Consider the following 20190-nt stretch of genomic DNA (forward strand, 5'->3'; position numbering starts at 1 on the left):
TGTGCGCCGCAGCAAAGCGGGGCAAGGATTATCGCAGGATGCACGCGCCGGTGTGGCCATCCCGGTCAGCCATGCTATTTCGGAAAATGAAATCCGGGAGAGAATTGCATGAAAACTGCCCCCGTCAGGCTGGCCCTGCTCGCCGCCGCACTGGTCGTGCCGACAGCCTCGATTGCCGCCGACACGAGAGGCGACGCCGTGGTCGCAAGTGCCGAAGCACGCCCGCTGGTATTCGCTGACGAGTTCGATGCCGGCACGCTCAACCGCGAAAAGTGGAACATTGTCGGCATGGATTTCTGGGTCAACGAGGAACAGCAGGCCTATCTCGACAGCCCCGACACGATCCGGTTTGCATCCGATGTCGCAGGCGCCGATGGCGGCGTTCTGGTGCTGCGCCCGGTCTACCGGCCCGGCGTGGATACCCGCGAGGACCGCAAGGCCGACTTCATCTCGGGTCGGATCAATTCACTCGGGAAGGCCGACTTCACCTATGGCCGCATCGAGGCGCGGATCAAGCTGCCTGCCGACGAGGGCGTGTGGCCCGCGTTCTGGATGCTGGGCGATGGCCGCTGGCCCGATACGGGCGAGATCGACATCATGGAATATGTCGGCGAAACCGACTGGATCGGCGTGGCCCTGCACGGTCCGGGCTATTCGGGCGAGACGCCGATGGTGAACAAGCATTTCTTCGCAGAGGGCCCGGACGCGACCGATTGGCACACTTATGGAGTCGAGTGGACGAAGGACGCGATTCTGTTCGAGCTCGATGGCAAGCTGGTTTACCGCGCCACGCGCCCCGATGATCGATTTCTACGGCCAATGGCGGTTCGACACGCCCAAGCACCTGATCCTGAACTTCGCGCTGGGCGGGATCTATCCCTTCAAGACCAGCGGGATCGCACAGCCTTACAAGGGCCTGCCGCAAGCCACGGTGGACCGAATCAAGGCCGGCGAGGTCGCGATGTATGTCGACTGGGTGCGGGCTTACGCGCCGCTGGCGGACAAGTAGGCTCTTCGGCTGGCTTATCACCAAGTGGCGCGGCACGCCATACCCATCAGTATGCCGCCAATTTTGTCGCATGAAAACAAGAGAATATCCATCGACTTCGTTAGCACCGCCTTTACCGCCTTTCCCTAATCTCGCAGCGTGAAGGGCAGGAGCGGTTCACTTGGACGGTTACAAACTAATCTTTGACACGTATCTCGCCCTCGTCGCGGTGGGGATTGCGACTGTCATGCTGAGTGGTATAATTCTGGCGGTCTTTGGGAAACGGCGGCGCAATCTGCGGATGACAATCGCCGGAACGGTTGTCGCCGCCCTCCCATTCTTAATCTTTTGGTGGTCGAGTTTAAGCGCAGAATGGAGCTACGCTGACCGCAAGCACGAGATCGCCCAATTAAAGCGCCACGCTCTTCCCGCTGATTATCCCCGAACCGCCATTGTCCTCGGCGGAGAGACAACGGGAGCGCTAAAAGCTTACATGGTGCTCGGCTACGTTGAAGAGATCCGCAGCGCCCAGAGCCGATACAACGGCTTATTCATTCTCGGCTCAGCCACCGTCCCGATCCGACCGATTTCACCAGAATGCCGGGCAACAGCCGCCAGCTATCTACAGAACATCCTCTCTGACAATCCGGCCTACTCGACCCGCTATATCGAGCTTTCGCCATGCTTGCGAGAAGTCGGCACGCGGGACATTGATGTCGGTCTGCCCGATGACGCCCTCATGATCCGTCGCGACTTGGAGGCGTTGAACCGGGAGCAAGGGCGCAAGGCATGGAGCAACGGGATCGTCGAGATCTCCGTGCGTCGCAAGGGACAGGAAACCCTCCTCGACTACGCAGAAAAGCCCCTGATAGAGAAATTTTATTCGCCCATTACTCCGCTTCCCGAAAGCCTCGAGACCGGTCCTCCACCTGATCCAAACCGGATGATAATCCGCATGTTTGGATTACCCAAGCCAGGTATCGAGCCGAACAGCTAAATGCTGCCTCAGCTCCAGGTGGCCCGCGGCGGCAGGCTCATCAGGATCGCGTCGATATTGCCGCCGGTCTTCAGGCCGAAGATCGTGCCGCGGTCGTAGACGAGGTTGAATTCGGCATAGCGCCCCCGGTATTCGAGCTGGCGTGCCTCGTCTTCCGGCGTGAAGTCGCTGCCCATCCGCTTTCGCACCAACTCCGGAAACACGTCGAGGAAGGCCTTGCCGACATCCTGCGTGAAGGCGAGGTGACGGTCAAAGGCGGCATCATCGGCACATTCGAGATGGTCGTAGAATATCCCGCCAACTCCGCGGTGCACCTCGCGGTGGGGGATGTAGAAATATTCGTCCGCCCATTTCCTGTAGCGTTCGTAATAGGTCGGGTTGTGGCCCATGCAGGCGGCGCGCATGGCGGCGTGGAACTGCTCGGTATCCTCTTCGAAGGGGATCGGCGGGTTCAAATCCGCCCCGCCGCCGAACCATGCCTTGGTCGTGGTCAGGAAGCGGGTGTTCATGTGTACCGCAGGCGTGTGCGGGTTGGTCATGTGCGCGACCAGACTGATGCCGGTGGCGACGAAGCCGGGCGCATCGGCGCTGGCGCCGTTGATGCTGCCTGCGAATTCCTTGGCAAAGCTGCCACGCACGGTCGAGACATTGACCCCGACCTTCTCGAACACCTTGCCCTTCATCAAGCCCTGCACCCCGCCGCCGGGATCGGCGTTGCCTTCCTCCTCGCGGCTCCAAGGCGTGTATTGAAAGCTGGCGTCCGACCCCGCCTCGCGCTCGATACTCTCGAATTCTGCGCAGATCGAATCGCGCAGGGATTCAAACCATGTCCGCGCGCGCGCCGTCTTGTCAGACCAATCCATAAATCCCCGTTCACCCTAAACCTGTCGAAGGATTGTCCTTCTCTCCAACGAACGGGTTAGAAGAAAAGGCAAGGCTTCGACAAGGCCAGCATGAATGGTTTTTGTTGCAGGCGCGCATAAAGCCAGCAAAGGAAGGCGCATGGTTCCCGCTATGTTCGCCCCCTTCCCGTTCGCCGGGCATGAAATGCTGCTGGGTCAGGGGCGTGCGCTTTACTGGCCTGCGGAACGTGCGCTGCTGGTGGCCGATCTCCATCTGGAAAAAGCCAGTTGGTATGCGCAGCGCGGTCAGATGCTGCCCCCCTATGACAGCCGCGACACGCTGGAACGGCTGGCCGATGCGGTACGGATCACGGGTGCGCGGCGGGTGATCACGCTGGGGGACAATTTCCACGATGACGCGGGCGCGCTGCGGCTGGACGCCCATTGCATCGGGATGCTCGAGGCGCTGACCCGCGCGCTCGACTGGGTGTGGATCACCGGCAACCATGACGAGGAACTCCCGCGCGGGTTCGGCGGGACGATTGTGCCTGAACTGGAGGTCGGCGGGATCACCCTGCGCCACGAAGCCCGCGCCGGAGAGACCGTGCCGGAATTGTCCGGGCATTATCATCCCAAGCTCAGAGTGAATGTCAGGAACCGTCACATCGCCCGCCCTTGTGCCGTTATGGGCCGCAGCGCCGCCGGCGCCGAGCGGATGATTCTGCCCGCCTTCGGCACGCTGACCGGCGGGATGGATGCCGGCGCGCCGGAAATCTGCGCCGCGCTGCAACCCGTCCACCGGATCGAGGCACTGATGCCTGCGCGGGGTCAGATTGCACGCTTTCCGCTGTGGCGCGCGGCGGCGCAAGACTCCACCTAGCGCTCGCCCGCGTTTCGCACTATGGAGCGCGCAGCACGTAAGCAACCACAGGAGAACACCCCATATCACGTCCACCCCGGCGCTCGATGGCCCCGCCCGTAAAAAGCGGCCCTCGGTTTGATAACATGATCAATGTCCCCAAGGTCCGCGTCATCGATGACGAAGGCGAAAACCTTGGCGTGATGTTCACCCGCGAAGCGATTGAGCAGGCCAATGAAAAGGGTCTGAACCTCGTCGAAGTGTCCCCCAATGCGGACCCGCCGGTGTGCAAGTTCCTCGATGTCGGCAAATTCCGTTACGAAGCGCAGAAGAAAGCCAATCTGGCGCGCAAGACGCAGAAGACGCAGGACATCAAGGAAGTGAAGATGCGTCCCAACATCGACACGCATGATTATGACGTGAAGATGCGCAACGTCACGAAATTCATCGACAATGGCGACAAGGTGAAGATCACCCTGCGTTTCCGCGGGCGCGAAATGGCGCACCAGCATCTCGGCATGGACCTGCTCAAGAAGGTGCAGGACGATGTTGCCGAAATCGCCAAGGTCGAAGCTTTTCCAAGGCTCGAAGGTCGGCAGATGCTGATGGTATTATCCCCGAAATAACGCGCTGCAAAGCGTCTGGAATGTGTCAGGGGCAGCGCAGCAAAGCTGCCCCGGCGTTCGTCACAAAGGGTGTCGTCGCGCGTCTGGGGATGGTCAATGCCGCACGTTTGGCGGCGAATGAATAGGCTCGTCCGGCGGCGGGACTTGCCGCGGCACCCATCGCCCTGTTAGGCCCCGGTGGGGAAAACGAGGGGAGCCTGCCAGCCATGAACGCGCGCGCCATCGGCCTTGCACTCGGCCCGCTGGCGTTTGCCCTGACAATGCTGGTCCCGCCACCTGCCGCGATGCCGCCGGGCGCGTGGCTGGTCGCCGGGCTGGTGGTGTGGATGGCCGCCTGGTGGATGACCGAGGCGGTGCCGATGGCGGTGACAGCAATGCTGCCGTTCCTTGTCTTGCCGCTGACCGGAGTCGCCACCGCCGATACGACGGCGAGCGATTATTTTTCGCCGATCCTGTTCCTGCTGCTGGGCGGCGCTTTCGTTGCGCTGGCGATCGAACGCACCGGGTTACACCGCCGCCTGAGCCTCGCGATCTTGCGCGTGGTCGGCGGCAATGGCGGCCCCGGAAGGTTGCTGCTGGCCTTCATGATCGCTGCGGCGCTGCTGTCGATGCTGATCTCCAACACCTCCACCGCGCTGATCATGATGCCGATGGCGCTCGCCGTGCTGAAGGGTGGTAGCCCGCCCTCAAGCAGCGGGGCGGTAGGGCAACAAGGCCCGCCCTCAAGCAGCGAAGCGGTAGGGCAACAAGAAGGCATCAATGGCGCACTGCCGATGGGGATCGCATTTGCCGCCAGCATCGGCGGCCTGGGCACCATTGTCGGATCGCCCACCAATGCGATTGCTGTGGGACTGTTGGACACCATTGCGGGCGTGCGGATCAGCTTTGCCCAGTGGTCGCTATACGGCATCCCTGTGGTGCTGGTGGGGGTGCCGCTGGCGGCGTGGATCATTGGCCGGGTGCAGGGAATCGCCGCACATCCTTTCGATCTTGCCGCTGCGCGTGCGGCCATCGCCGCGCCCGCACGGTGGAGCGCTGCCGAACAGCGGCTGGCGGTGCTGGTCGCCCTGACCTTTGCCGGCTGGGTCACGCAGCCGCTGCTCGCGCCGCTGTTGCCGCCCGGGGCGTGGACGGACGGATCGATCGCCACCCTTGCCGCGCTGTCGCTGTTCCTCATCCCGGACGGGGCGGGTCGTAGCCTGCTGGTGTGGGACGAGGCGAAAGCTGCACCGTGGAGCGTGATCTTCATGTTCGGCGGCGGACTCGCACTGGCGGGAGGAATGCAGGGATCGGGCCTGACCGATTGGCTGGGAGAGGCGCTGCTGCCGCTCGCATACTGGCCGCTGCTGCTGGTCGCACTCGCGGTGACCGCGCTGGTGATTCTCGTCACCGAATTCGCCAGCAACGTGGCGACGGCGACCGGCATCATTCCCGTGGTCGCGGCGCTGGTGGTGGCGCTGGGAGCCGATCCGGTGCTGCTGGCGCTACCGGCTGCACTGGCGGCAAGCTGGGGCTTCATGCTGCCCGCCGGCACCGGTCCCAATGCCATCGCATGGTCAACCGGGCGGATCAGGATCGGGCGCATGGTAACGGCGGGCGCGCTGCTCGATGTGGCGGGGGTGTTCCTGATCGTCGGCGCGGTGTGGGGCATCGCGTCGCTCGTCTGAACCGGCAATCTGCCTGTCTGAAACTCGGCCTGCCCAGCTTGCAAGCCACCCGTCGGCACGATACCTCCCGACCAGCAACGCGGCAGCAGCGGAGAGGCGTTCCTGCGGAGGTTAGGAACGGGCGCCCTGCTGGCCGTGACAAGCTCCCGCCTTCCTGGGAGCGTGAGCAAAGGAAGGACACGGCCCATGCCTGACGCCGTCGACGCTGTTGATACCCCCACCCCGCGCCGCAAACCCAAACCCGCCAAGCGCGCAATCGGAGGGCGCCCGCTGAAGCCGTCCACGCTGATGATGGGCCACGGCTATGATCCGGTCCTGTCCGAAGGATCGCTGAAAGCCCCGATCTTCCTCACCAGCACCTTCGCTTTCGAAAGCGCGGCGGCAGGCAAGCGCCATTTCGAAGGCATCACCGGCCTGCGCGAAGGCGGCGCGGAAGGCCTCGTCTATTCGCGCTTCAACGGGCCGAACCAGGAGATCCTCGAAGATCGGCTCGCGGTGTGGGACGGGGCGGAGGACGCGCTGACATTCAGCAGCGGGATGACCGCGATCTGCGTCCTGATGATGGCCTATTGCAGCCAGAACGACGTGATCGTCCATTCCGGCCCGCTTTATGCGGCATCCGAAGGCTTCGTCGCCAAGGTGCTGAGCCGGTTCGGCATCACCTATGTCGATTTCCCCGCCGGTGCGACGCGCGAGGAACTCGATACGGTGTTGGCGAAGGCCAAGGGGCAGGCCGACGCACAGGGCGGCAAGGTGGCGATGATCTACCTCGAAAGCCCCGCCAATCCGACCAACGCGCTGGTCGATATCGAGGCGGTGAGGGACGCGCGCGACTCGGCTCTCGCAGGCACTCCAATTGCCATCGACAACACCTTCCTTGGCCCGCTGTGGCAGCGCCCACTGGAGCATGGCGCGGATATCGTCGCCTATTCGCTTACCAAATATGTCGGCGGCCATTCCGATCTTGTCGCGGGCAGCATTGCCGGGGCGAAACGGTGGATGGACCCGGTGCGCGCGCTGCGTAACACCATGGGCGGAATCGTCGACCCCAACACCGCCTGGATGCTGCTGCGTTCGCTGGAGACGGTCGAACTCAGGATGCAGCGTGCGGGCGAGAATGCCGCGAAGGTGTGTGCCTTCCTGCGCGATCACCCCAAGGTCGAGGGATTGGGCTATCTCGGCTTCATCGCCGATGCGCGCCAGCAGGACATCTATGATCGCCACTGTCTGGGCGCAGGCAGCACCTTCAGCCTGTTCATCAAGGGCGGCGAGGCGGAGAGTTTCGCGTTCCTCGACAACCTCACCATCGCCAAGCTGGCCGTCAGCCTCGGCGGGACGGAGACGCTGGCGAGCCACCCGGCGAGCATGACCCACCTTTCGGTTCCGCACGCACGCAAGACCATGCTGGGCATAAGTGACAATCTGGTGCGCATCAGCATCGGGATCGAGGATGCCGACGATCTGATCGCCGATTTTGCGCAAGCGCTCGAACACGTGTGAGTTTTCTCCCCCGCCTGCTAGATCACGCGCAGTGCGAGGGGAGAACCAGCCATGACCGACAGCCGCAAACCCGTATTCCTGGTGCTTGGCGCAGGCGCCGGGATCGGGGGGAATGCCGCTTTGCGCTTTGCTGCGGGGGGCTATCACGCGGTACTGGCGCGCCGGAGCGATGGGGACGGCCTTGCGCGGCTGGTCGATACCATCGAGGCGGCGGGCGGCAGCGCCAGCGGTACCCTGCTCAACGCTGCCGAGGACGGGACGATCGAGGAACTGGTGGCGCGCACCGAGGCCGACATCGGCCCGATCGCTTGCGCGCTCTACAATCTCGGCGCGCAGATCGGGACCCGCGCCCTGCCCGACACCCCGCATCGCACATTCGAACTGGGTTGGCGGCTCGGCACCTATGGGGTGTTCCGGCTTGCCCACGCGCTGTTTCCGGCGATGACGGAGCGGGCAAAGCGCGGCACGCCGGGCGCACTGCTGGTCACGTCATCGACAGCAGCAATGCGCGGCAATGCCGGGCAGCACAGCCACGCGGCAGCGATGGGCGGGCGGCGGATGCTGTGCCAGACCCTCAATGCCGAATTCGCCCCGCAAGGCGTCCATGTCGCGCATGTCGTGGTCGATGGTGCGGTCGATGCGCCCGACACGCTCGGCAAACTACTGGGCGACAAGTTCGATGGCTTCAAGCAGGCCAAAGGCGCCGACGGCATCATCGATCCGGCGGCTTTGGCCGAAACCTACTGGCACCTTGCCCACCAGCCACGCAATTGCTGGAGCCAAGAGGTGGATGTGCGTCCATGGACCGACGTGGCGTGGTGGAACGACAACCCGGATTAGTAGCTTCCACCCTTCGCCCGGCCCGCGCCGGACCAAGCGGTTAGGTTTCAAGGCGATTTTCTGATATCGCTCGCATGCCATTTGGCGATCGGAGGGGATGCACGATGGGTCTGGAATGTTGCGGGCACGACGCTGCGGAGCCACAGGCCGCGTGGGTCAATCCCTGCCTGTGCGGATCGCCCAAAACGCAGGCTGCCTTCGCCCGGATTGAATCCGACATTTCTCGGCGAGAGGCGCTGGGCGGCAGCGCAGCGGTGCTCGGCATGTTCGCGGGCTTCGGCCTCGCTCCCTCCTATGCCCGCGCGCAAACGCCGGGTCGGCCCACCGTGCTCACCAACCTCGCCTTTTTCGACGGCAACAGCCCCAAGATGCATAGCGGGCGCGAGATCGTGGTCGAAGGCGGAACGATCAGCGCCATCGTCGGCGCCGGAAGCGGGCCGCAGGATGCGGAGCGGATCGATTGCGGCGGGCGCAGCGTCACGCCCGGCCTGATCGACTGCCACTGGCACGCGACGCTGGTCAGCGTCAGCCAGATCGCCGCGCTGACGCAGGACATTGCGCTCGTGCATCTGATCGCCGGACAGGAAGCGGGCGCAACGCTGATGCGCGGCTTCACCACCGTGCGCGACACCGGCGGCCCGGCGTTCGGTCTGAAGATGGCGGTGGATCGCGGCGTGCTGCCGGGGCCGCGCATCTTCCCGAGCGGCGCGATGATCTCGCAGACCTCGGGCCATGGCGATTTCCGCTTTCTCAACACCCTGCCCCGGATGGACAGCGATCCGGCCGACTACACCGAACGCACCGGCGTCGCCGCGATCGCCGATGGCGAGGCCGAAGTGCTGCGCCGCACCCGCGAACAATTGATGAAAGGCGCGAGCCAGATCAAGATCATGGCGGGCGGCGGGGTTTCCTCGCTCTACGATCCGCTCGACACCGCGCAATTCCTTGAAGAAGAAATGCGCGCAGCCGTGCGTGCGGCGGCGGACTGGGGCACTTACGTTTGCAGCCATGTCTACACCTCGGACGGCATCCAGCGAGCACTGAGAGCGGGCGTGAAGTCGATCGAGCACGGCCAACTCGCCGATCTCGAAACCATCCGCATGATCCGCGAAGAAGGCGTGTGGTGGTCGATCCAGCCGTTCCTCGCCGACGAGGATTCCAATCCCAAGACCGATCCTGTGCAGATCGCCAAGCAGGAGCAGGTTTCGGTCGGCACCGTGCGCGCCTTCGAACAGGGGCGGGCCGAGGGCGTGAAGATGGCGTTCGGCACCGATATCCTGATGAACCCCGGCGGGTCGCGCAGCCAGGGGCGGCAATTGGCAAAGCTCACCCGCTTCATGTCGCCGTTCGACGCGCTTAAAATGGCGACCGGGGCGGCGGGCGAACTGCTGGCGATGTCGGGCGAACGCGCGCCTTATCGGGGCAAGCTGGGCGTGATCGAACCGGGGGCGCTGGCCGATATTCTGGTATGGGACGGCGATCCGGCGACCAGCCTCGACTTCCTCGGCGCCCCCGATGCCAACCTCAAGCTGGTGATGAAAGGTGGTCGGGTTTTCAAGGAGGCGCTTTAGCCTGCTTAACCCCGCCACTCGCGGCGCTCTTCGGCGGCACGCAGGACTTCGTAGCTGGTCTGGATCAGCTGGAACTGCTTGGCAGCCTCCGCATCGCCCGGCTTAACATCGGGATGCACTTCCTTGGCACGGGCGCGGTAGGCTTTCTTGACCGCCGCGAAATCCGCGTCCGCTTCCAGCCCCAGCACTTCAAGCGCGCGCATTTCGTCGACACTGCGCGAGCCGTCGCCCGATCCGGCCCAGCCATAATGCGCCGCCTCGGCGTAGCCCGCGTTCTCGGCCTGCTCGGCGCGGGCGCGTTCCTGCGTCTCGGCCTTGTCCAGCCCTTCGAAGTAGTCCCATTTCGAATTGTATTCGGCGGCGTGCTTCTGGCAGAAATACCACCGGTCGCGGCTGTTCGGGGCTTTGGGGGCGGGGCAATTGCCGGGTTCATCGCAGCCGTGCCGGTCGCAGATGCGCACGTTCACGGCTTCTTGCGAGGAGCCATAGGCGCGCCAGCGCGGGAACCCCCAGTCGAGCGAACGCTTGGCGCGGCTCATGCGCGCGGTCCGGCGGCAAGGCTGCGGGCGGCGCGCGGGCCGCGAATGTCGTTGGTCGATGGCATCAGGCGATCAATCTAGGGGAGGTGGCGAATAAAGCAAAGCGATGCGATCACGGGAACCAGTTGCAATGTGAAATGTTGCATTGCGATAGATCACTGATGCAGCGGGATTGCCCCCCATCGCACGGAAAGAACAGGACCATGAGCCAGCAATTGACCCTCTCCAGCCTGTTCTCGGTGCTCGCGCTGGCTGGCCTGTGCATCGTTACCGGCGCACGCGATCTTGCGAGTGCCGAACCGCCGGCTGCGCCCTATGCGGCGCAGGCCGAGCTTGCACCCGGCCTGCTTCAGGGCTGATTATTGCCTGATTTCAGCGTTTAATTGATGATAACAGATGCCGCGCGGCGGTTCTGCGCCCACGCGCTTTCGTTCGATGCCAGCGCCGTCGGACGCTCCTTACCATAGCTCACCACCGCAATCCGGCCCGGATCGACGCCGAGGCTGACGAGGAAGTTCCTGGCCGAATCCGCCCGGCGTTCCCCCAAAGCGAGGTTGTATTCACGCGTGCCGCGCTCGTCGGCATGGCCTTCGATGGTGAAGGTGACTTGCGGATAGCGCGCGAAATACTGCGCCTGCGCCTGCAATGCGGCGGCATCCTGCGAATCGATGTCGTAGCGATCCGTGTCGAAATAGATCGTTGTCGCAGATCCGACCGCACCGGCGAAATGCTGCTGCGAGCCGACTTGCGGGCCGGTGGGCTGCACCTGCGGGGTCGGTTGGGTTGTCTGCGCGGTTACGGCCGGCGGCGGCGGCAGCTGCTCGGGCGCCTTCTTGGCGCAGGCAGCAAGGGTCGTGGCCGAAGCCAGCAGCAGGATCGTGGCAATTTTCGTGTTCATCGCTCTTTTTCCTTTCAAATGAAGTCTATCAGACAGGTGACGTCGCGTCACGGACGGATCGGTCCCCACGCGGGGTCGGACGCGTCGACCGGGGTCGGCAGGCGGCGCTCGTTCTCACCGGTCAGATCGACCTGCCAGATGCCCGAGCGGCCGGTATTCTTCTCGGTGCGGAAGAACTGGATGATGCGGCCATTGGGCGCCCATGTCGGCGCTTCGTCCTGCCAGCCGCGGGTCAACACGCGCATATTGCCGCCGCCGGTGTTCATCACCGCGACGTTGAAATCCCCGGCGATGCGGGTGAAGGCGATCTGATCCCCGCGCGGGCTCCATTCGGGCGTGGCGCAGCGCCCGCCGAAAAAGCTGATGCGCTTCTGGTTGGAACCATCGGCATCCATCACATAGCATTGCTGGCTGCCCGAACGGTCGCTTTCGAACACGATCTTGCGGCCATCGGGCGAGTATGATCCGCCCACGTCGATGCCGGGATTGCTGGTCAATCGCACGCTTTGCCCGCCGGTCGCCGGGACACGGTAGATGTCGGTATTGCCCGCGACCGCCATCGAATAGAGGATCGACTGGCCATCGGGCGACCAGCGCGGGGCGATGGTGGGATTGCGGTTTTCGGTCACCAGCGTCTGCTTTCCGCTGCCAATGTCATAGACATAGATGCGGGGATTGCCGTCGACATAGCTGAGATACAGGATCTTCGAATAATCGGGCGAATAGCGCGGGGTGAGCGCGGTCGCGCTGCCCAGCGTCAGGAAGCGGTGGTTGGCCCCGTCGCTGTCCATCACCGCGAGCCGCTTTACCCGGCGGTCCTTCGGCCCGGTTTCGGCGATATAGGCGATGCGGCTGTCGAAGAACGGGCTTTCGCCGGTGAGGCGCGCAAAGATCAGGTCCGAACACTTGTGTGCCGCGCGCCGCCAATCGGCGGGGCCGACCACCCAGCCTTCGCGCACCAGCTCGTCCTGCAGAGCGACGTCGTAAAGGTAACAGCCGACCACCAGCTTGCCATCGTCACGCGCGCGGACATAGCCGTGCACCAGCATTTCCGCGCTGCGTCCGCTCCATGTGCTGAACGCGGGTGCGGTGATCTGGGTGAAGCTGGGCTGCGGGAGGCTGTCGGGGCCGACCGGCTTGAACAACCCGTTGTTGCGCAGGTTGGCGGTGATGACCCGCGCAATCTCACGCCCCAGCGCGCCGGTGCCGTCCGCATTGGCGGGCGTGGGCCGTTCACGATCGGTGGCGAAGGCGGGAATGGCGATGCCGATGTCCGACCATGCGGATTCATCGGTGACGGTAAAGGAAATCCCCTCATCCGCCTGAGCCTCCGAAGCTTCGGTGGTAGTGGTTTCAACCGAACCATCTTCACCAATCGGCGCGCCGAGATCCTGCGCGACCGCCAATGCGGGAAGCGCTGCTGTAAACATCAGGGCGGCAAACAAGGGGAGTTTCATCGTGATGTATTCCTATCAAACCGAGCACCTCGGACGGTCTTCCAAGCCTCGTAATATTCAGCGGGCAAATCGAACGGTGCAGCAAGCTGGACTGCGCGGATCGCATTTTCTGCATGGCGTGCAGCCTGTGCGCGGTTGGAATCACTGACGCCGCTCTGGCTGCGCAAACGGGGACGGCCTTTAAGGCTACCATCCTCGTTCAAATCAAAATCGACCAAAGTCACCAGTTGGTCAACGTCCACTCCCTGCGGCGCCGTCCAGTGTGGCTTCACCTGTCGGGCGAGTGCCTGACCGATGGAAGCCTTGGCACTTGCCCCAATCTGCGAGGCAGGTGGGCGGGTTTCCGTGGTAGTTGTCGAAGATCCGGCCCCGGCGAGAAAATCGTCCCCGATCAGGCTCCCACCGCTCCGCTCCGCCGCCTTGGCCGGGGTTGCGGCAGGTTTGGAGGGCGCGCGGTCAGGACGCGATCGGTCACGGGTGGGCTGGGTGGCAGCGGTGCGGGCGGTGCGCTGAGTGGGCGGCGGCGTGGGCGCGGCACGCTCCGCACGCTCGGCGGAGTCAGGCGCAGGCGCGGGATCATCGGCCAGCGTCGGAGCAATCGCAGCGCGGCTTTCGGCCACCGGATCGGGCGAGGCGGCCTCCAGCCCCACTTCGGTCGCAAGGCTCACCGTCATCCGTTCGGGAAACACCGACACTTCGCTACGCACCGCCTGCATCAATAGCACCGCCACGAGCGCGCCGTGCAGCACCAATGCTGCGGCAAGGCCGACCTTTTCCTCGTTTCGGAATGCGATTGCTCCCATTGTCGTCCCGGTTATGGCGGTGAAACTGAACCGTCGGTGACCAGCGAGATCGACGTAAAGCCCGCCCGGCCCAACTCGCCCATAACCTGCATCACCCTGCCGTAATCGAGGCTGCGGTCGCCGCGCAGCACGACCAGCGGTTGCTCGCCGCCGCGGTCGAGCGATTCGAGCGCCTCGGGAAAGGCGCCTGCCGACACGGCCTCATCCTCGATATAGATCACGCCCGCCCGGTCGATGGAGATGGTGATCTGGTCCGGCTGCTCCTCGACTGCCGCAGCGCGGCTTTCGGGCAATTCCACCGGCACGCCGACCGCAGGCAGCGTTACCGTGACCATGAAGATGATCAGCAACACCAGCATCACGTCCACCAGCGGGGTGACGTTGATCTCGGCCATCGCGGCGCGCCGCGTGCGCTTGGTGCCTCTGCGGCGGGAGGAGGAGGCGACACCCATCGCCATCAGTCAGCACTCCCGTTGCGTGTGGCACCCAACGGCGGCGCAGCCGCCGCAAGGGCGACCGCCCGCCCGCAGCGACGCGACCGCAAGGTCGCATGAGCGAGGATTTCGCGCGCCCGGACGCGCGTGCGGAAAACAAAAAACTCCATCACACCCGATCCAACTCGCGGCTCAGCCCGGCGTGGACCTTGTCGGCGAAACGTTGCAGCTTGGCTTCGTACACGTTCACCGCGCCCGAGAAGCGGTTATAGGCAATCACCGCCGGGATGGCTGCAAACAACCCGATGGCAGTGGCGAACAGCGCTTCGGCGATGCCGGGGGCGACCACAGCAAGGCTGGCGCTTTGCTGCGCGCCGATCTGGAAGAAGCTGTTCATGATCCCCCACACCGTGCCGAACAGGCCGACAAAGGGCGCGACCGATCCGACCGTGGCGAGGAAGTTCAACCGCCCGGCCAATTCGTCCGCTTCTTCGGCGACCTGGCTTTCCATCGCCGCGCCGATGCGCTGGCGGGTCGCCTCGCGGTCGACCGGCTGTTTGGCGGTGGATTTCTTCCATTCGTCCAGCCCCGCGCCGACCACGCGGGCGGCGGGCACTTCCTTGCGATGCTGCTTGCCGACCAGCGCGTTCGTGTCACGATCCTCCCAGAACACGCCCTCATATTCGCGCGAGGCCTTGTCGAGCTTGCCGATCCGCAGGGAGAAGGACACGATGATCATCCATACCCAGATGCTGGCCACGATCAGGCCCAGCATCACCGCCTGAACGATGATGTCGGCCTGCAGGAACAGTTCGAGCGGGTCGAGCCGGGTGGCCACAGGGGCCGCACCGGCGGCGCTGGAGAGGGCGAGCGTCACGGGTTCAGGTTTCCTCGTTCATGAAAGTCTGGAAGGCGGTGCGCCATGCGGCGGGCTGACGGCGCGGGCGGCCATCCAAGGTGATGAAGCCGACCCGCAGGTTCGCCTCGCACAGGATATCGTCCCCACGCCGCGCAATCTGGTGCATCCGGCACGATGCCGCACCGAGTTCGGTACAGCGGGTTTCGATCACCACATCATCGTCCAGCTTGGCCGGGCGCAGATATTTGAGGTTCACGTCGGACAGCGCATAGGCGCCTTCCCCGCTCTCGATGGCTTGGCGCTGGTCGATGCCGAGCAGCCGCAGCAGATCACTGCGGGCGCGCTCGAACCATCGCAGGTAGTTGGCGTGGTAGGTGATCCCCGACAGATCGGTGTCCTCGTAATAGACCCGCACCGCATAAAGATGCCGCGCTCCTTCGAGAATGCCGCCGGGAGGATTGGGAGAGATCATCACGCGCCACCTAGCGCAGCGGGGAATCGCTGCAAAGCCGAGTGTGGTTTTTTGTCGATGAACGGCAGTGGAATAAGGGCGCGATGCCTCAGCGCTTGCTAATCATCGGCCCCAAGGGCTGGCCGCCGAAAATATGGACGTGAAGATGTGGCACTTCCTGCCCGCCATGCGCGCCGATGTTGGCGAGCAGGCGGTAACCGGGCTCGACCAGCCCCTTCGCCCGCGCCACTTCGCCCACCGCACGGATGAACCCGGCGATCTCGGCGTCGGAGGCCTTGGCGGAGAAATCGTCCCAGCTGACATAGCGGCCCTTGGGGATCACCAGCGTGTGGATTTCCGCCTGCGGGCTGATGTCCTCGAAGGCGAAGGCCCAGTCATCCTCATAGACCTTGCTCGACGGAATTTCCCCGCGCAGGATTTTGGCGAAGATGTTGGTGTCATCATACGGCAAGGTCGCATCGATCGGCATCATTCGCTCCGTGCAGCTTTTTCGGCGAGGCCCGAAGTGCCTTCGCGGCGGTCAAGTTCGGCAAAGACCTGTTCGAGCTTTACGCCCTTTTCGGCGAGCAGCACCAGCAGGTGAAACAGAACATCCGCCGCCTCGCCCACCAGTTCGGCCTCGTCCCCGGCAAGCGCGGCGATCACCGCCTCGGTGGCTTCCTCGCCGAGCTTCTGGGCGATTTTCTTGATCCCCTTGGCGTGAAGCTTCGCCACATAGCTGTCCTCCGGCGATCCAGTCAGGCGCTGGGCGATGGTGGCTTCGAGGCGGGAAAGGGTGTCTGACACGGATCAACTCTCGTCATTGCGAGCGCCGCAGGCGCGCGGCAATCCAGAGCGCCTCACGAGCCGCTCTGGATTGCTTCGCTACGCTCGCAATGACGATATTTCAACCGCGCGCGGGCAAGCGTCATATCCCCCGGGCCGGAAGGCCGGCATCGCGGAGCGCCTTGTGCGCCTCGGCGATGGTGTGAGTGCCGAAGTGAAAGATGCTCGCGGCAAGCACGGCGCTGGCGTGGCCGTGGCGCACCCCGTCGACAAGGTGATCGAGGTTCCCGACACCGCCGCTGGCGATCACCGGCACGCTGACCCGGTCCGCGATGGTGCGGGTCAGATCGAGGTCGTAGCCGGCTTTCGTGCCGTCCCCGTCCATCGAGGTGACGAGCAGTTCGCCTGCGCCCAGTTCCGCCACCTTCATGGCGTATTCGATCGCATCGATCCCGGTCGGCTTGCGTCCGCCGTGAGTGAAGATTTCCCACTTGGGCGCTTCCTCGCCGGTGGTCGGCACCACGCGGCGCGCGTCCACGCTGGCGACGACGCATTGGCTGCCAAAGCGCGCGGCGATCTCGCCCACCAGTTCGGGCCGGGCAACCGCTGCGGAGTTCACCGCGACCTTGTCCGCGCCCGCCAGCAACAGCGCGCGCGCATCCTCGGGGCTGCGCACCCCGCCGCCGACGGTCAGCGGCATGAAGCACACCTCCGCCGTGCGCCGCACCATGTCGAGCAGCGTGCCGCGCCCTTCGTGGCTGGCGGAGATGTCGAGAAAACACAGCTCGTCCGCCCCCGCCGCATCATAGGCGCGCGCCTGTTCGACCGGATCGCCCGCGTCCTTGAGATCGACGAAATTGACGCCCTTGACCACGCGGCCATCGGCCACGTCGAGGCAGGGGATGACACGGATGCGGACGGTCATTCAGCCCGCGCCCCCATCGCAATCGCCGCCGCCAGATCGAGCCGCCCTTCATACAGCGCCCGACCGGTAATAACGCCCTCGATCCCCTCATGCGCGTGGAGCGAGAGCATATGGATATCGTCCAGCCCCTTGACCCCGCCGCTGGCAATCACCGGGATGTCCACGCGGCGGGCCAGATCGACGGTCGCTTCGATATTCACGCCTTTCAGCAAGCCGTCCCGCCCGATATCGGTAAACAGCACGCTGGCGACGCCCGCATCCTCGAACCGGCGGGCGAGATCGACCACGGGAACGTCGGATACTTCGGCCCAGCCCTCGGTCGCGACCATCCCGTCCTTCGCATCCACCGCGACGACGATGCCGCCTTCCCATTCGCGGGCCATCTCTTTCACGAATTCGGGGTTCTTGAGCGCGGCAGAACCCATCACCACCCGCGCCACGCCGAGGTTGAACCAGCCTTCGACCGCCGCTGCATCGCGGATACCGCCGCCCAGTTGGACATAGCCGGGAAAGGCTTCGATGATCCCTTCCACCGCCGCGCGGTTGCGGCTTTCGCCCGCGAAGCTGCCGTCGAGATCGACAACGTGCAGGTGTTCGGCCCCCGCTTCAGCGAAGATCAGCGCCTGTGCGGCGGGATTGTCGCCGTAGATCGTGGCGCGGTCCATATCGCCTTCGGCAAGGCGTACGACCTGACCGTTCTTCAGGTCGATGGCTGGGAAGACGATCATGCCAAATCCTTCATGGGAACCACTCCAGAAAGCGCCGGAGCGTCGCAAGCCCGTAAGCCTGGCTCTTTTCCGGGTGAAACTGCACGCCAAGGATATTGCCGCGCGCGACCGCTGCGACCAGCCCCTCGCCGTGGTCGGTCATGGCTGCGATATCCGCGCCATTTGTCGCAGCGAAGTGATAGGAATGGAGGAAATAGGCCTCGCCCTCCTCAATGACTTCATGATCCTTGGCGTGGGGCAGGACAGCGACATCGTTCCAACCCATGTGCGGCACCTTGATGCTCGCATCGGTCGGTTCGATCAGCCGCACCTCGCCCGCAATCCAGCCAAGCCCCGGCGTCTCGCCATGCTCCAGCCCGCGAGTCGCGAGCAATTGCATCCCGACGCAGATGCCGAGGAACGGCGCGCCGCCGATCTGCACCCGCTCGGTCATCGCCTCGACCATATGCGGGATGGCGCGCAGCCCTTCGGCGCAGGATTTGAAGCTGCCGACACCGGGCAGGACTATGCGATCCGCTGCGCGCACCACGTAAGGATCGGCTGTAACGGTGACGCTAGCCCCCGCCGCCTTGAGCGCATTGTTAACCGAGTGAAGGTTGCCCGCGCCGTAATCGACCAAGGCGACCACCTCAGCCATTCTTGTTTTCCGCACGCCCCTCCGGGCGCGCGGTCCTCGCTCTGCGCGCAGCTAAGCTGCGCCCGCTGCGGGCGGCCAGTCGGCCTTGCGGCTGCTTCGCAGCCGGATGGCTGTGCTCACCCACCCAACTGCCCCTTGGTGCTCGGAATCGCCCCGCCTTTGCGCGGGTCGCGTTCCACCGCCTGCCGCATCGCGCGGGCAAAGCCCTTGTAGATGCTTTCGCAGATGTGGTGGTTGTTGGTGCCGTAAAGCAGTTCGATATGCAGCGTGATCCCCGCCGCCTGCGCCACCGAATGGAACCAGTGCTCGATCAGCTCGGTATCCCATTCGCCTAAGCGTTCCTGCGTGAAGCCCGCCTTCCACACGATGAAGGGCCGCCCGGAAATATCCAGCGCCACGCGCGAAAGCGTCTCGTCCATCGGCGAATAGGCCGCGCCGTAACGCCCGATCCCGGCCTTGTCGCCCAGCGCCTGCGCAATCGCCTGCCCCAGCGCGATGGCCGAATCCTCGGTCGTGTGGTGCTGGTCGACATGCAGATCGCCTGCGACCTTCATCGTCACGTCGATCAGCGAATGGCGGCTGAACTGTTCGACCATGTGATCGAGAAAGCCGATCCCGGTCGACACATCATATGCGCCCGTCCCATCGAGATCGACGGCAATCGCGATCCTTGTTTCGGTGGTGTTGCGCTCTACCGAGCCGGTGCGGGAAGGAGTGCTGGCCATGCCCCGGCGCTATAGTCGTCTCGGCGGCGCTGACAAGCATTCGCCTCGCCGTAGATTCCCGGTCAATCGCGCGGCGAACGCCGGAAAGGCTTGACCAACCCCGCGCGCCTCGCCACGATTCAAGCTGTATGAGCACCGAAACGCCCGATAGCCTGATCCCCTACGACGAGATCGTGCAGGAAGCCCTGCGCGCCGTGGTCGGCCGGGTGCTGGGTTCGATCGTCAATCGCGGCGCGACCTTGCCGGGTGCGCACCATTTCTACATCACCTTCAAAACCGGCGCGCCGGGCGTGTCGGTGCCGCCGCATCTGCGTGAACGTTTCCCCGACGAGATGACGATCGTGCTGCAGAACAAGTTCTGGGATCTCGAAGTCGGCGCGCAAGGGTTCACCGTCAGCCTCACCTTCAATCAGGTGCCCGCCAAGCTGGTGATTCCCTTTGCCGCAATCACCGCCTTCGTCGATCCGGCAGTCGATTTCGGGCTGCAATTCCAGGCTGCGGTCGATGAACTGGCTCCCGAGGCGCATGAGATCGCCGAGAATGACGGTTCCGAGCCCGATGGTGACGGCGATGGGGACGGGTCCAACGTCGTCAGCGTCGATTTCGGAAGGAAGAAGTAGGCGCGATGGTGCGACGGAGGATCTCGACCAAGCGCACCGACGCCGAAAAATCCGGCGAATCGCGGTTGCCCTCGCCCGATCCGGCCACCAATCTGATGATCGCCGATGTCGTGCTGCGCGGGGCGAACCTGCTGCTTCGCAAGCGGCTCGAAAAGGGGCTTCTCACCGGCCAAATCGGTTCCGACAATGCAAAACGGCTGGTCGAGAACCGCGGGGTTATGAGCACGGTCGCACTGTGGGGAGCGAGCCGACTTGCCACCCGCTCGCCGGTCGGGCTGGCGGTGGTCGCGGGCGGGCTGGCGGCCAAGGTGCTTTATGATCGCGGCAAGCGGGTTCAATCCAAGCGCCGCGCCCGAAAGACAACCGGAACCACGCCCGACGCCGAATCCTGACCGTGCATTCACCCGCGCGCCCTTGATTTGTGCGCCTGTGTTGGTG

At 64.4% G+C, this 20190-nt stretch carries 26 protein-coding genes and 1 tRNA gene; 13 read left to right on the plus strand and 14 right to left on the minus strand.

Translation table 11 applies throughout. The annotated features are described in order from the left end of the window. The first annotated feature begins 108 nt into the window (after positions 1-108). Both J3454_RS06010 and J3454_RS06015 read left to right on the plus strand, forming a co-directional pair. Positions 109-1083, plus strand: coding sequence for a glycoside hydrolase family 16 protein (locus J3454_RS06010; protein ID WP_349512831.1), 975 nt, complete (start codon positions 109-111; stop codon positions 1081-1083). An 86-nt stretch (positions 1084-1169) separates the two neighbouring features. Continuing rightward, positions 1170-1985, plus strand: coding sequence for a hypothetical protein (locus J3454_RS06015; protein WP_349512832.1), 816 nt, complete (start codon positions 1170-1172; stop codon positions 1983-1985). An 8-nt stretch (positions 1986-1993) separates the two neighbouring features. Here the strand turns inward: J3454_RS06015 and J3454_RS06020 are convergent, their stop codons facing one another. Further along, on the minus strand, positions 1994-2389 hold the full coding sequence (locus tag J3454_RS06020; protein ID WP_349512833.1) for a coproporphyrinogen III oxidase: 396 nt from the start codon (positions 2387-2389) through the stop codon (positions 1994-1996). Here J3454_RS06020 and J3454_RS06025 point away from each other — a divergent pair. The 8 genes from J3454_RS06025 to J3454_RS06060 all read left to right on the plus strand — a co-directional run bounded on the left by J3454_RS06025 (position 2390) and on the right by J3454_RS06060 (position 9890). After that, positions 2390-2456, plus strand: a tRNA-Arg gene (locus J3454_RS06025). Positions 2457-2486: 30 nt separating this feature from the next. Continuing rightward, positions 2487-2735 carry a hypothetical protein gene (locus J3454_RS06030; RefSeq protein ID WP_349512834.1) on the plus strand — a complete coding sequence of 83 codons (249 nt, stop codon included), beginning with the start codon at positions 2487-2489 and terminating at the stop codon, positions 2733-2735. Positions 2736-2987: 252 nt separating this feature from the next. Beyond that, positions 2988-3707 (plus strand): ligase-associated DNA damage response endonuclease PdeM, encoded by a 720-nt coding sequence (pdeM, locus tag J3454_RS06035; protein WP_349512835.1) that lies wholly within the window; start codon positions 2988-2990, stop codon positions 3705-3707. Positions 3708-3793: 86 nt separating this feature from the next. Beyond that, entirely contained in the window at positions 3794-4312 is a 519-nt protein-coding gene (infC, locus tag J3454_RS06040; protein ID WP_349512836.1) for a translation initiation factor IF-3, read from the plus strand. Between the two features lie 206 nt (positions 4313-4518). Beyond that, the gene (locus J3454_RS06045) at positions 4519-5979 is read left to right on the plus strand and encodes an SLC13 family permease (RefSeq protein WP_349512837.1); all 1461 of its coding nucleotides are present in this window, start codon (positions 4519-4521) and stop codon (positions 5977-5979) included. A gap of 186 nt (positions 5980-6165) precedes the next feature. Next, on the plus strand, positions 6166-7479 hold the full coding sequence (locus J3454_RS06050) for a cystathionine gamma-synthase family protein (protein ID WP_349512838.1): 1314 nt from the start codon (positions 6166-6168) through the stop codon (positions 7477-7479). 51 nt (positions 7480-7530) lie between these two features. Then, positions 7531-8319: an SDR family NAD(P)-dependent oxidoreductase gene (locus tag J3454_RS06055; RefSeq protein ID WP_349512839.1), complete on the plus strand. Its 789-nt coding sequence runs from the start codon at positions 7531-7533 to the stop codon at positions 8317-8319. Positions 8320-8423: 104 nt separating this feature from the next. Continuing rightward, a complete protein-coding gene (locus tag J3454_RS06060) occupies positions 8424-9890 on the plus strand; it encodes a metal-dependent hydrolase family protein (protein WP_349512840.1) in 1467 nt (488 codons plus the stop codon). Between the two features lie 5 nt (positions 9891-9895). On the opposite strand, the gene J3454_RS06065 is transcribed toward J3454_RS06060, so the two are convergent. After that, the gene (locus J3454_RS06065) at positions 9896-10429 is read right to left on the minus strand and encodes a J domain-containing protein (protein ID WP_349512841.1); all 534 of its coding nucleotides are present in this window, start codon (positions 10427-10429) and stop codon (positions 9896-9898) included. Between the two features lie 203 nt (positions 10430-10632). Between J3454_RS06065 and J3454_RS06070 the strand changes: the two genes are divergently transcribed. Then, positions 10633-10788, plus strand: a complete 156-nt coding sequence (locus tag J3454_RS06070; protein WP_349512842.1) for a hypothetical protein — start codon at positions 10633-10635, stop codon at positions 10786-10788. A 20-nt stretch (positions 10789-10808) separates the two neighbouring features. Here J3454_RS06070 and pal read toward each other — a convergent pair whose 3' ends face one another. From pal to hisB, 12 genes are all read right to left on the minus strand, one after another. Continuing rightward, positions 10809-11327: a peptidoglycan-associated lipoprotein Pal gene (gene pal, locus J3454_RS06075; protein ID WP_349512843.1), complete on the minus strand. Its 519-nt coding sequence runs from the start codon at positions 11325-11327 to the stop codon at positions 10809-10811. 47 nt (positions 11328-11374) lie between these two features. After that, positions 11375-12784, minus strand: coding sequence for a Tol-Pal system beta propeller repeat protein TolB (gene tolB, locus J3454_RS06080; protein ID WP_349512844.1), 1410 nt, complete (start codon positions 12782-12784; stop codon positions 11375-11377). Next, positions 12781-13587: a cell envelope integrity protein TolA gene (gene tolA, locus J3454_RS06085; RefSeq protein WP_349512845.1), complete on the minus strand. Its 807-nt coding sequence runs from the start codon at positions 13585-13587 to the stop codon at positions 12781-12783. The genes tolB and tolA overlap by 4 nt, the downstream gene beginning before the upstream one ends. 11 nt (positions 13588-13598) lie before the next feature. After that, positions 13599-14045 (minus strand): ExbD/TolR family protein, encoded by a 447-nt coding sequence (locus J3454_RS06090; RefSeq protein WP_349512846.1) that lies wholly within the window; start codon positions 14043-14045, stop codon positions 13599-13601. Positions 14046-14190: 145 nt separating this feature from the next. Next, complete coding sequence (gene tolQ, locus J3454_RS06095) at positions 14191-14898, minus strand: protein TolQ (RefSeq protein ID WP_349512847.1); 708 nt, start codon at positions 14896-14898, stop codon at positions 14191-14193. 4 nt (positions 14899-14902) lie between these two features. Beyond that, a complete protein-coding gene (locus J3454_RS06100) occupies positions 14903-15352 on the minus strand; it encodes a YbgC/FadM family acyl-CoA thioesterase (protein WP_349512848.1) in 450 nt (149 codons plus the stop codon). An 88-nt stretch (positions 15353-15440) separates the two neighbouring features. Then, entirely contained in the window at positions 15441-15821 is a 381-nt protein-coding gene (locus J3454_RS06105) for a histidine triad nucleotide-binding protein (RefSeq protein WP_349512849.1), read from the minus strand. Next, the gene (locus J3454_RS06110) at positions 15821-16138 is read right to left on the minus strand and encodes a phosphoribosyl-ATP diphosphatase (protein WP_349512850.1); all 318 of its coding nucleotides are present in this window, start codon (positions 16136-16138) and stop codon (positions 15821-15823) included. Before J3454_RS06110 ends, J3454_RS06105 begins: the two co-directional genes overlap by 1 nt. A 121-nt stretch (positions 16139-16259) precedes the next feature. Further along, a complete protein-coding gene (gene hisF, locus J3454_RS06115) occupies positions 16260-17042 on the minus strand; it encodes an imidazole glycerol phosphate synthase subunit HisF (protein WP_349512851.1) in 783 nt (260 codons plus the stop codon). After that, a complete protein-coding gene (gene hisA / locus J3454_RS06120) occupies positions 17039-17770 on the minus strand; it encodes a 1-(5-phosphoribosyl)-5-[(5-phosphoribosylamino)methylideneamino]imidazole-4-carboxamide isomerase (RefSeq protein WP_349512852.1) in 732 nt (243 codons plus the stop codon). Before hisA ends, hisF begins: the two co-directional genes overlap by 4 nt. Positions 17771-17780: 10 nt before the next feature. Continuing rightward, positions 17781-18407, minus strand: a complete 627-nt coding sequence (hisH, locus tag J3454_RS06125; protein ID WP_349512853.1) for an imidazole glycerol phosphate synthase subunit HisH — start codon at positions 18405-18407, stop codon at positions 17781-17783. Positions 18408-18523: 116 nt separating this feature from the next. Next, positions 18524-19132, minus strand: a complete 609-nt coding sequence (gene hisB, locus J3454_RS06130; RefSeq protein ID WP_349512854.1) for an imidazoleglycerol-phosphate dehydratase HisB — start codon at positions 19130-19132, stop codon at positions 18524-18526. Positions 19133-19260: 128 nt separating this feature from the next. Here hisB and J3454_RS06135 point away from each other — a divergent pair, with 128 nt between their 5' ends. Beyond that, positions 19261-19752: an SspB family protein gene (locus J3454_RS06135; protein ID WP_296717315.1), complete on the plus strand. Its 492-nt coding sequence runs from the start codon at positions 19261-19263 to the stop codon at positions 19750-19752. 5 nt (positions 19753-19757) lie between these two features. Then, the gene (locus tag J3454_RS06140) at positions 19758-20144 is read left to right on the plus strand and encodes a hypothetical protein (protein ID WP_349512855.1); all 387 of its coding nucleotides are present in this window, start codon (positions 19758-19760) and stop codon (positions 20142-20144) included. Positions 20145-20190: the final 46 nt, after the last annotated feature.

Origin of the sequence: Erythrobacter sp. NFXS35 (assembly GCF_040148725.1) — a bacterium.
Taxonomy (GTDB): Bacteria; Pseudomonadota; Alphaproteobacteria; order Sphingomonadales; family Sphingomonadaceae; genus Erythrobacter.

What these genes read in the sequence shown, in the direction of transcription:
- J3454_RS06065 (WP_349512841.1), bottom strand. Translation starts at nt 10,429, where the DNA reads ATGAGCCGCGCCAAGCGTTCGCTCGACTGGGGGTTCCCGCGCTGGCGC.
- J3454_RS06045 (WP_349512837.1), top strand. Translation starts at nt 4,519, where the DNA reads ATGAACGCGCGCGCCATCGGCCTTGCACTCGGCCCGCTGGCGTTTGCC.
- J3454_RS06135 (WP_296717315.1), top strand. Translation starts at nt 19,261, where the DNA reads ATGAGCACCGAAACGCCCGATAGCCTGATCCCCTACGACGAGATCGTG.
- hisF (WP_349512851.1), bottom strand. Translation starts at nt 17,042, where the DNA reads ATGACCGTCCGCATCCGTGTCATCCCCTGCCTCGACGTGGCCGATGGC.
- J3454_RS06010 (WP_349512831.1), top strand. Translation starts at nt 109, where the DNA reads ATGAAAACTGCCCCCGTCAGGCTGGCCCTGCTCGCCGCCGCACTGGTC.
- J3454_RS06055 (WP_349512839.1), top strand. Translation starts at nt 7,531, where the DNA reads ATGACCGACAGCCGCAAACCCGTATTCCTGGTGCTTGGCGCAGGCGCC.
- J3454_RS06105 (WP_349512849.1), bottom strand. Translation starts at nt 15,821, where the DNA reads ATGCCGATCGATGCGACCTTGCCGTATGATGACACCAACATCTTCGCC.
- tolB (WP_349512844.1), bottom strand. Translation starts at nt 12,784, where the DNA reads ATGAAACTCCCCTTGTTTGCCGCCCTGATGTTTACAGCAGCGCTTCCC.
- hisH (WP_349512853.1), bottom strand. Translation starts at nt 18,407, where the DNA reads ATGGCTGAGGTGGTCGCCTTGGTCGATTACGGCGCGGGCAACCTTCAC.
- infC (WP_349512836.1), top strand. Translation starts at nt 3,794, where the DNA reads ATGGCCCCGCCCGTAAAAAGCGGCCCTCGGTTTGATAACATGATCAAT.
- tolA (WP_349512845.1), bottom strand. Translation starts at nt 13,587, where the DNA reads ATGGGAGCAATCGCATTCCGAAACGAGGAAAAGGTCGGCCTTGCCGCA.
- J3454_RS06060 (WP_349512840.1), top strand. Translation starts at nt 8,424, where the DNA reads ATGGGTCTGGAATGTTGCGGGCACGACGCTGCGGAGCCACAGGCCGCG.
- hisA (WP_349512852.1), bottom strand. Translation starts at nt 17,770, where the DNA reads ATGATCGTCTTCCCAGCCATCGACCTGAAGAACGGTCAGGTCGTACGC.
- J3454_RS06090 (WP_349512846.1), bottom strand. Translation starts at nt 14,045, where the DNA reads ATGGCGATGGGTGTCGCCTCCTCCTCCCGCCGCAGAGGCACCAAGCGC.
- pdeM (WP_349512835.1), top strand. Translation starts at nt 2,988, where the DNA reads ATGGTTCCCGCTATGTTCGCCCCCTTCCCGTTCGCCGGGCATGAAATG.
- J3454_RS06100 (WP_349512848.1), bottom strand. Translation starts at nt 15,352, where the DNA reads ATGATCTCTCCCAATCCTCCCGGCGGCATTCTCGAAGGAGCGCGGCAT.
- J3454_RS06070 (WP_349512842.1), top strand. Translation starts at nt 10,633, where the DNA reads ATGAGCCAGCAATTGACCCTCTCCAGCCTGTTCTCGGTGCTCGCGCTG.
- hisB (WP_349512854.1), bottom strand. Translation starts at nt 19,132, where the DNA reads ATGGCCAGCACTCCTTCCCGCACCGGCTCGGTAGAGCGCAACACCACC.
- pal (WP_349512843.1), bottom strand. Translation starts at nt 11,327, where the DNA reads ATGAACACGAAAATTGCCACGATCCTGCTGCTGGCTTCGGCCACGACC.
- J3454_RS06050 (WP_349512838.1), top strand. Translation starts at nt 6,166, where the DNA reads ATGCCTGACGCCGTCGACGCTGTTGATACCCCCACCCCGCGCCGCAAA.
- J3454_RS06020 (WP_349512833.1), bottom strand. Translation starts at nt 2,389, where the DNA reads ATGCGCGCCGCCTGCATGGGCCACAACCCGACCTATTACGAACGCTAC.
- J3454_RS06140 (WP_349512855.1), top strand. Translation starts at nt 19,758, where the DNA reads ATGGTGCGACGGAGGATCTCGACCAAGCGCACCGACGCCGAAAAATCC.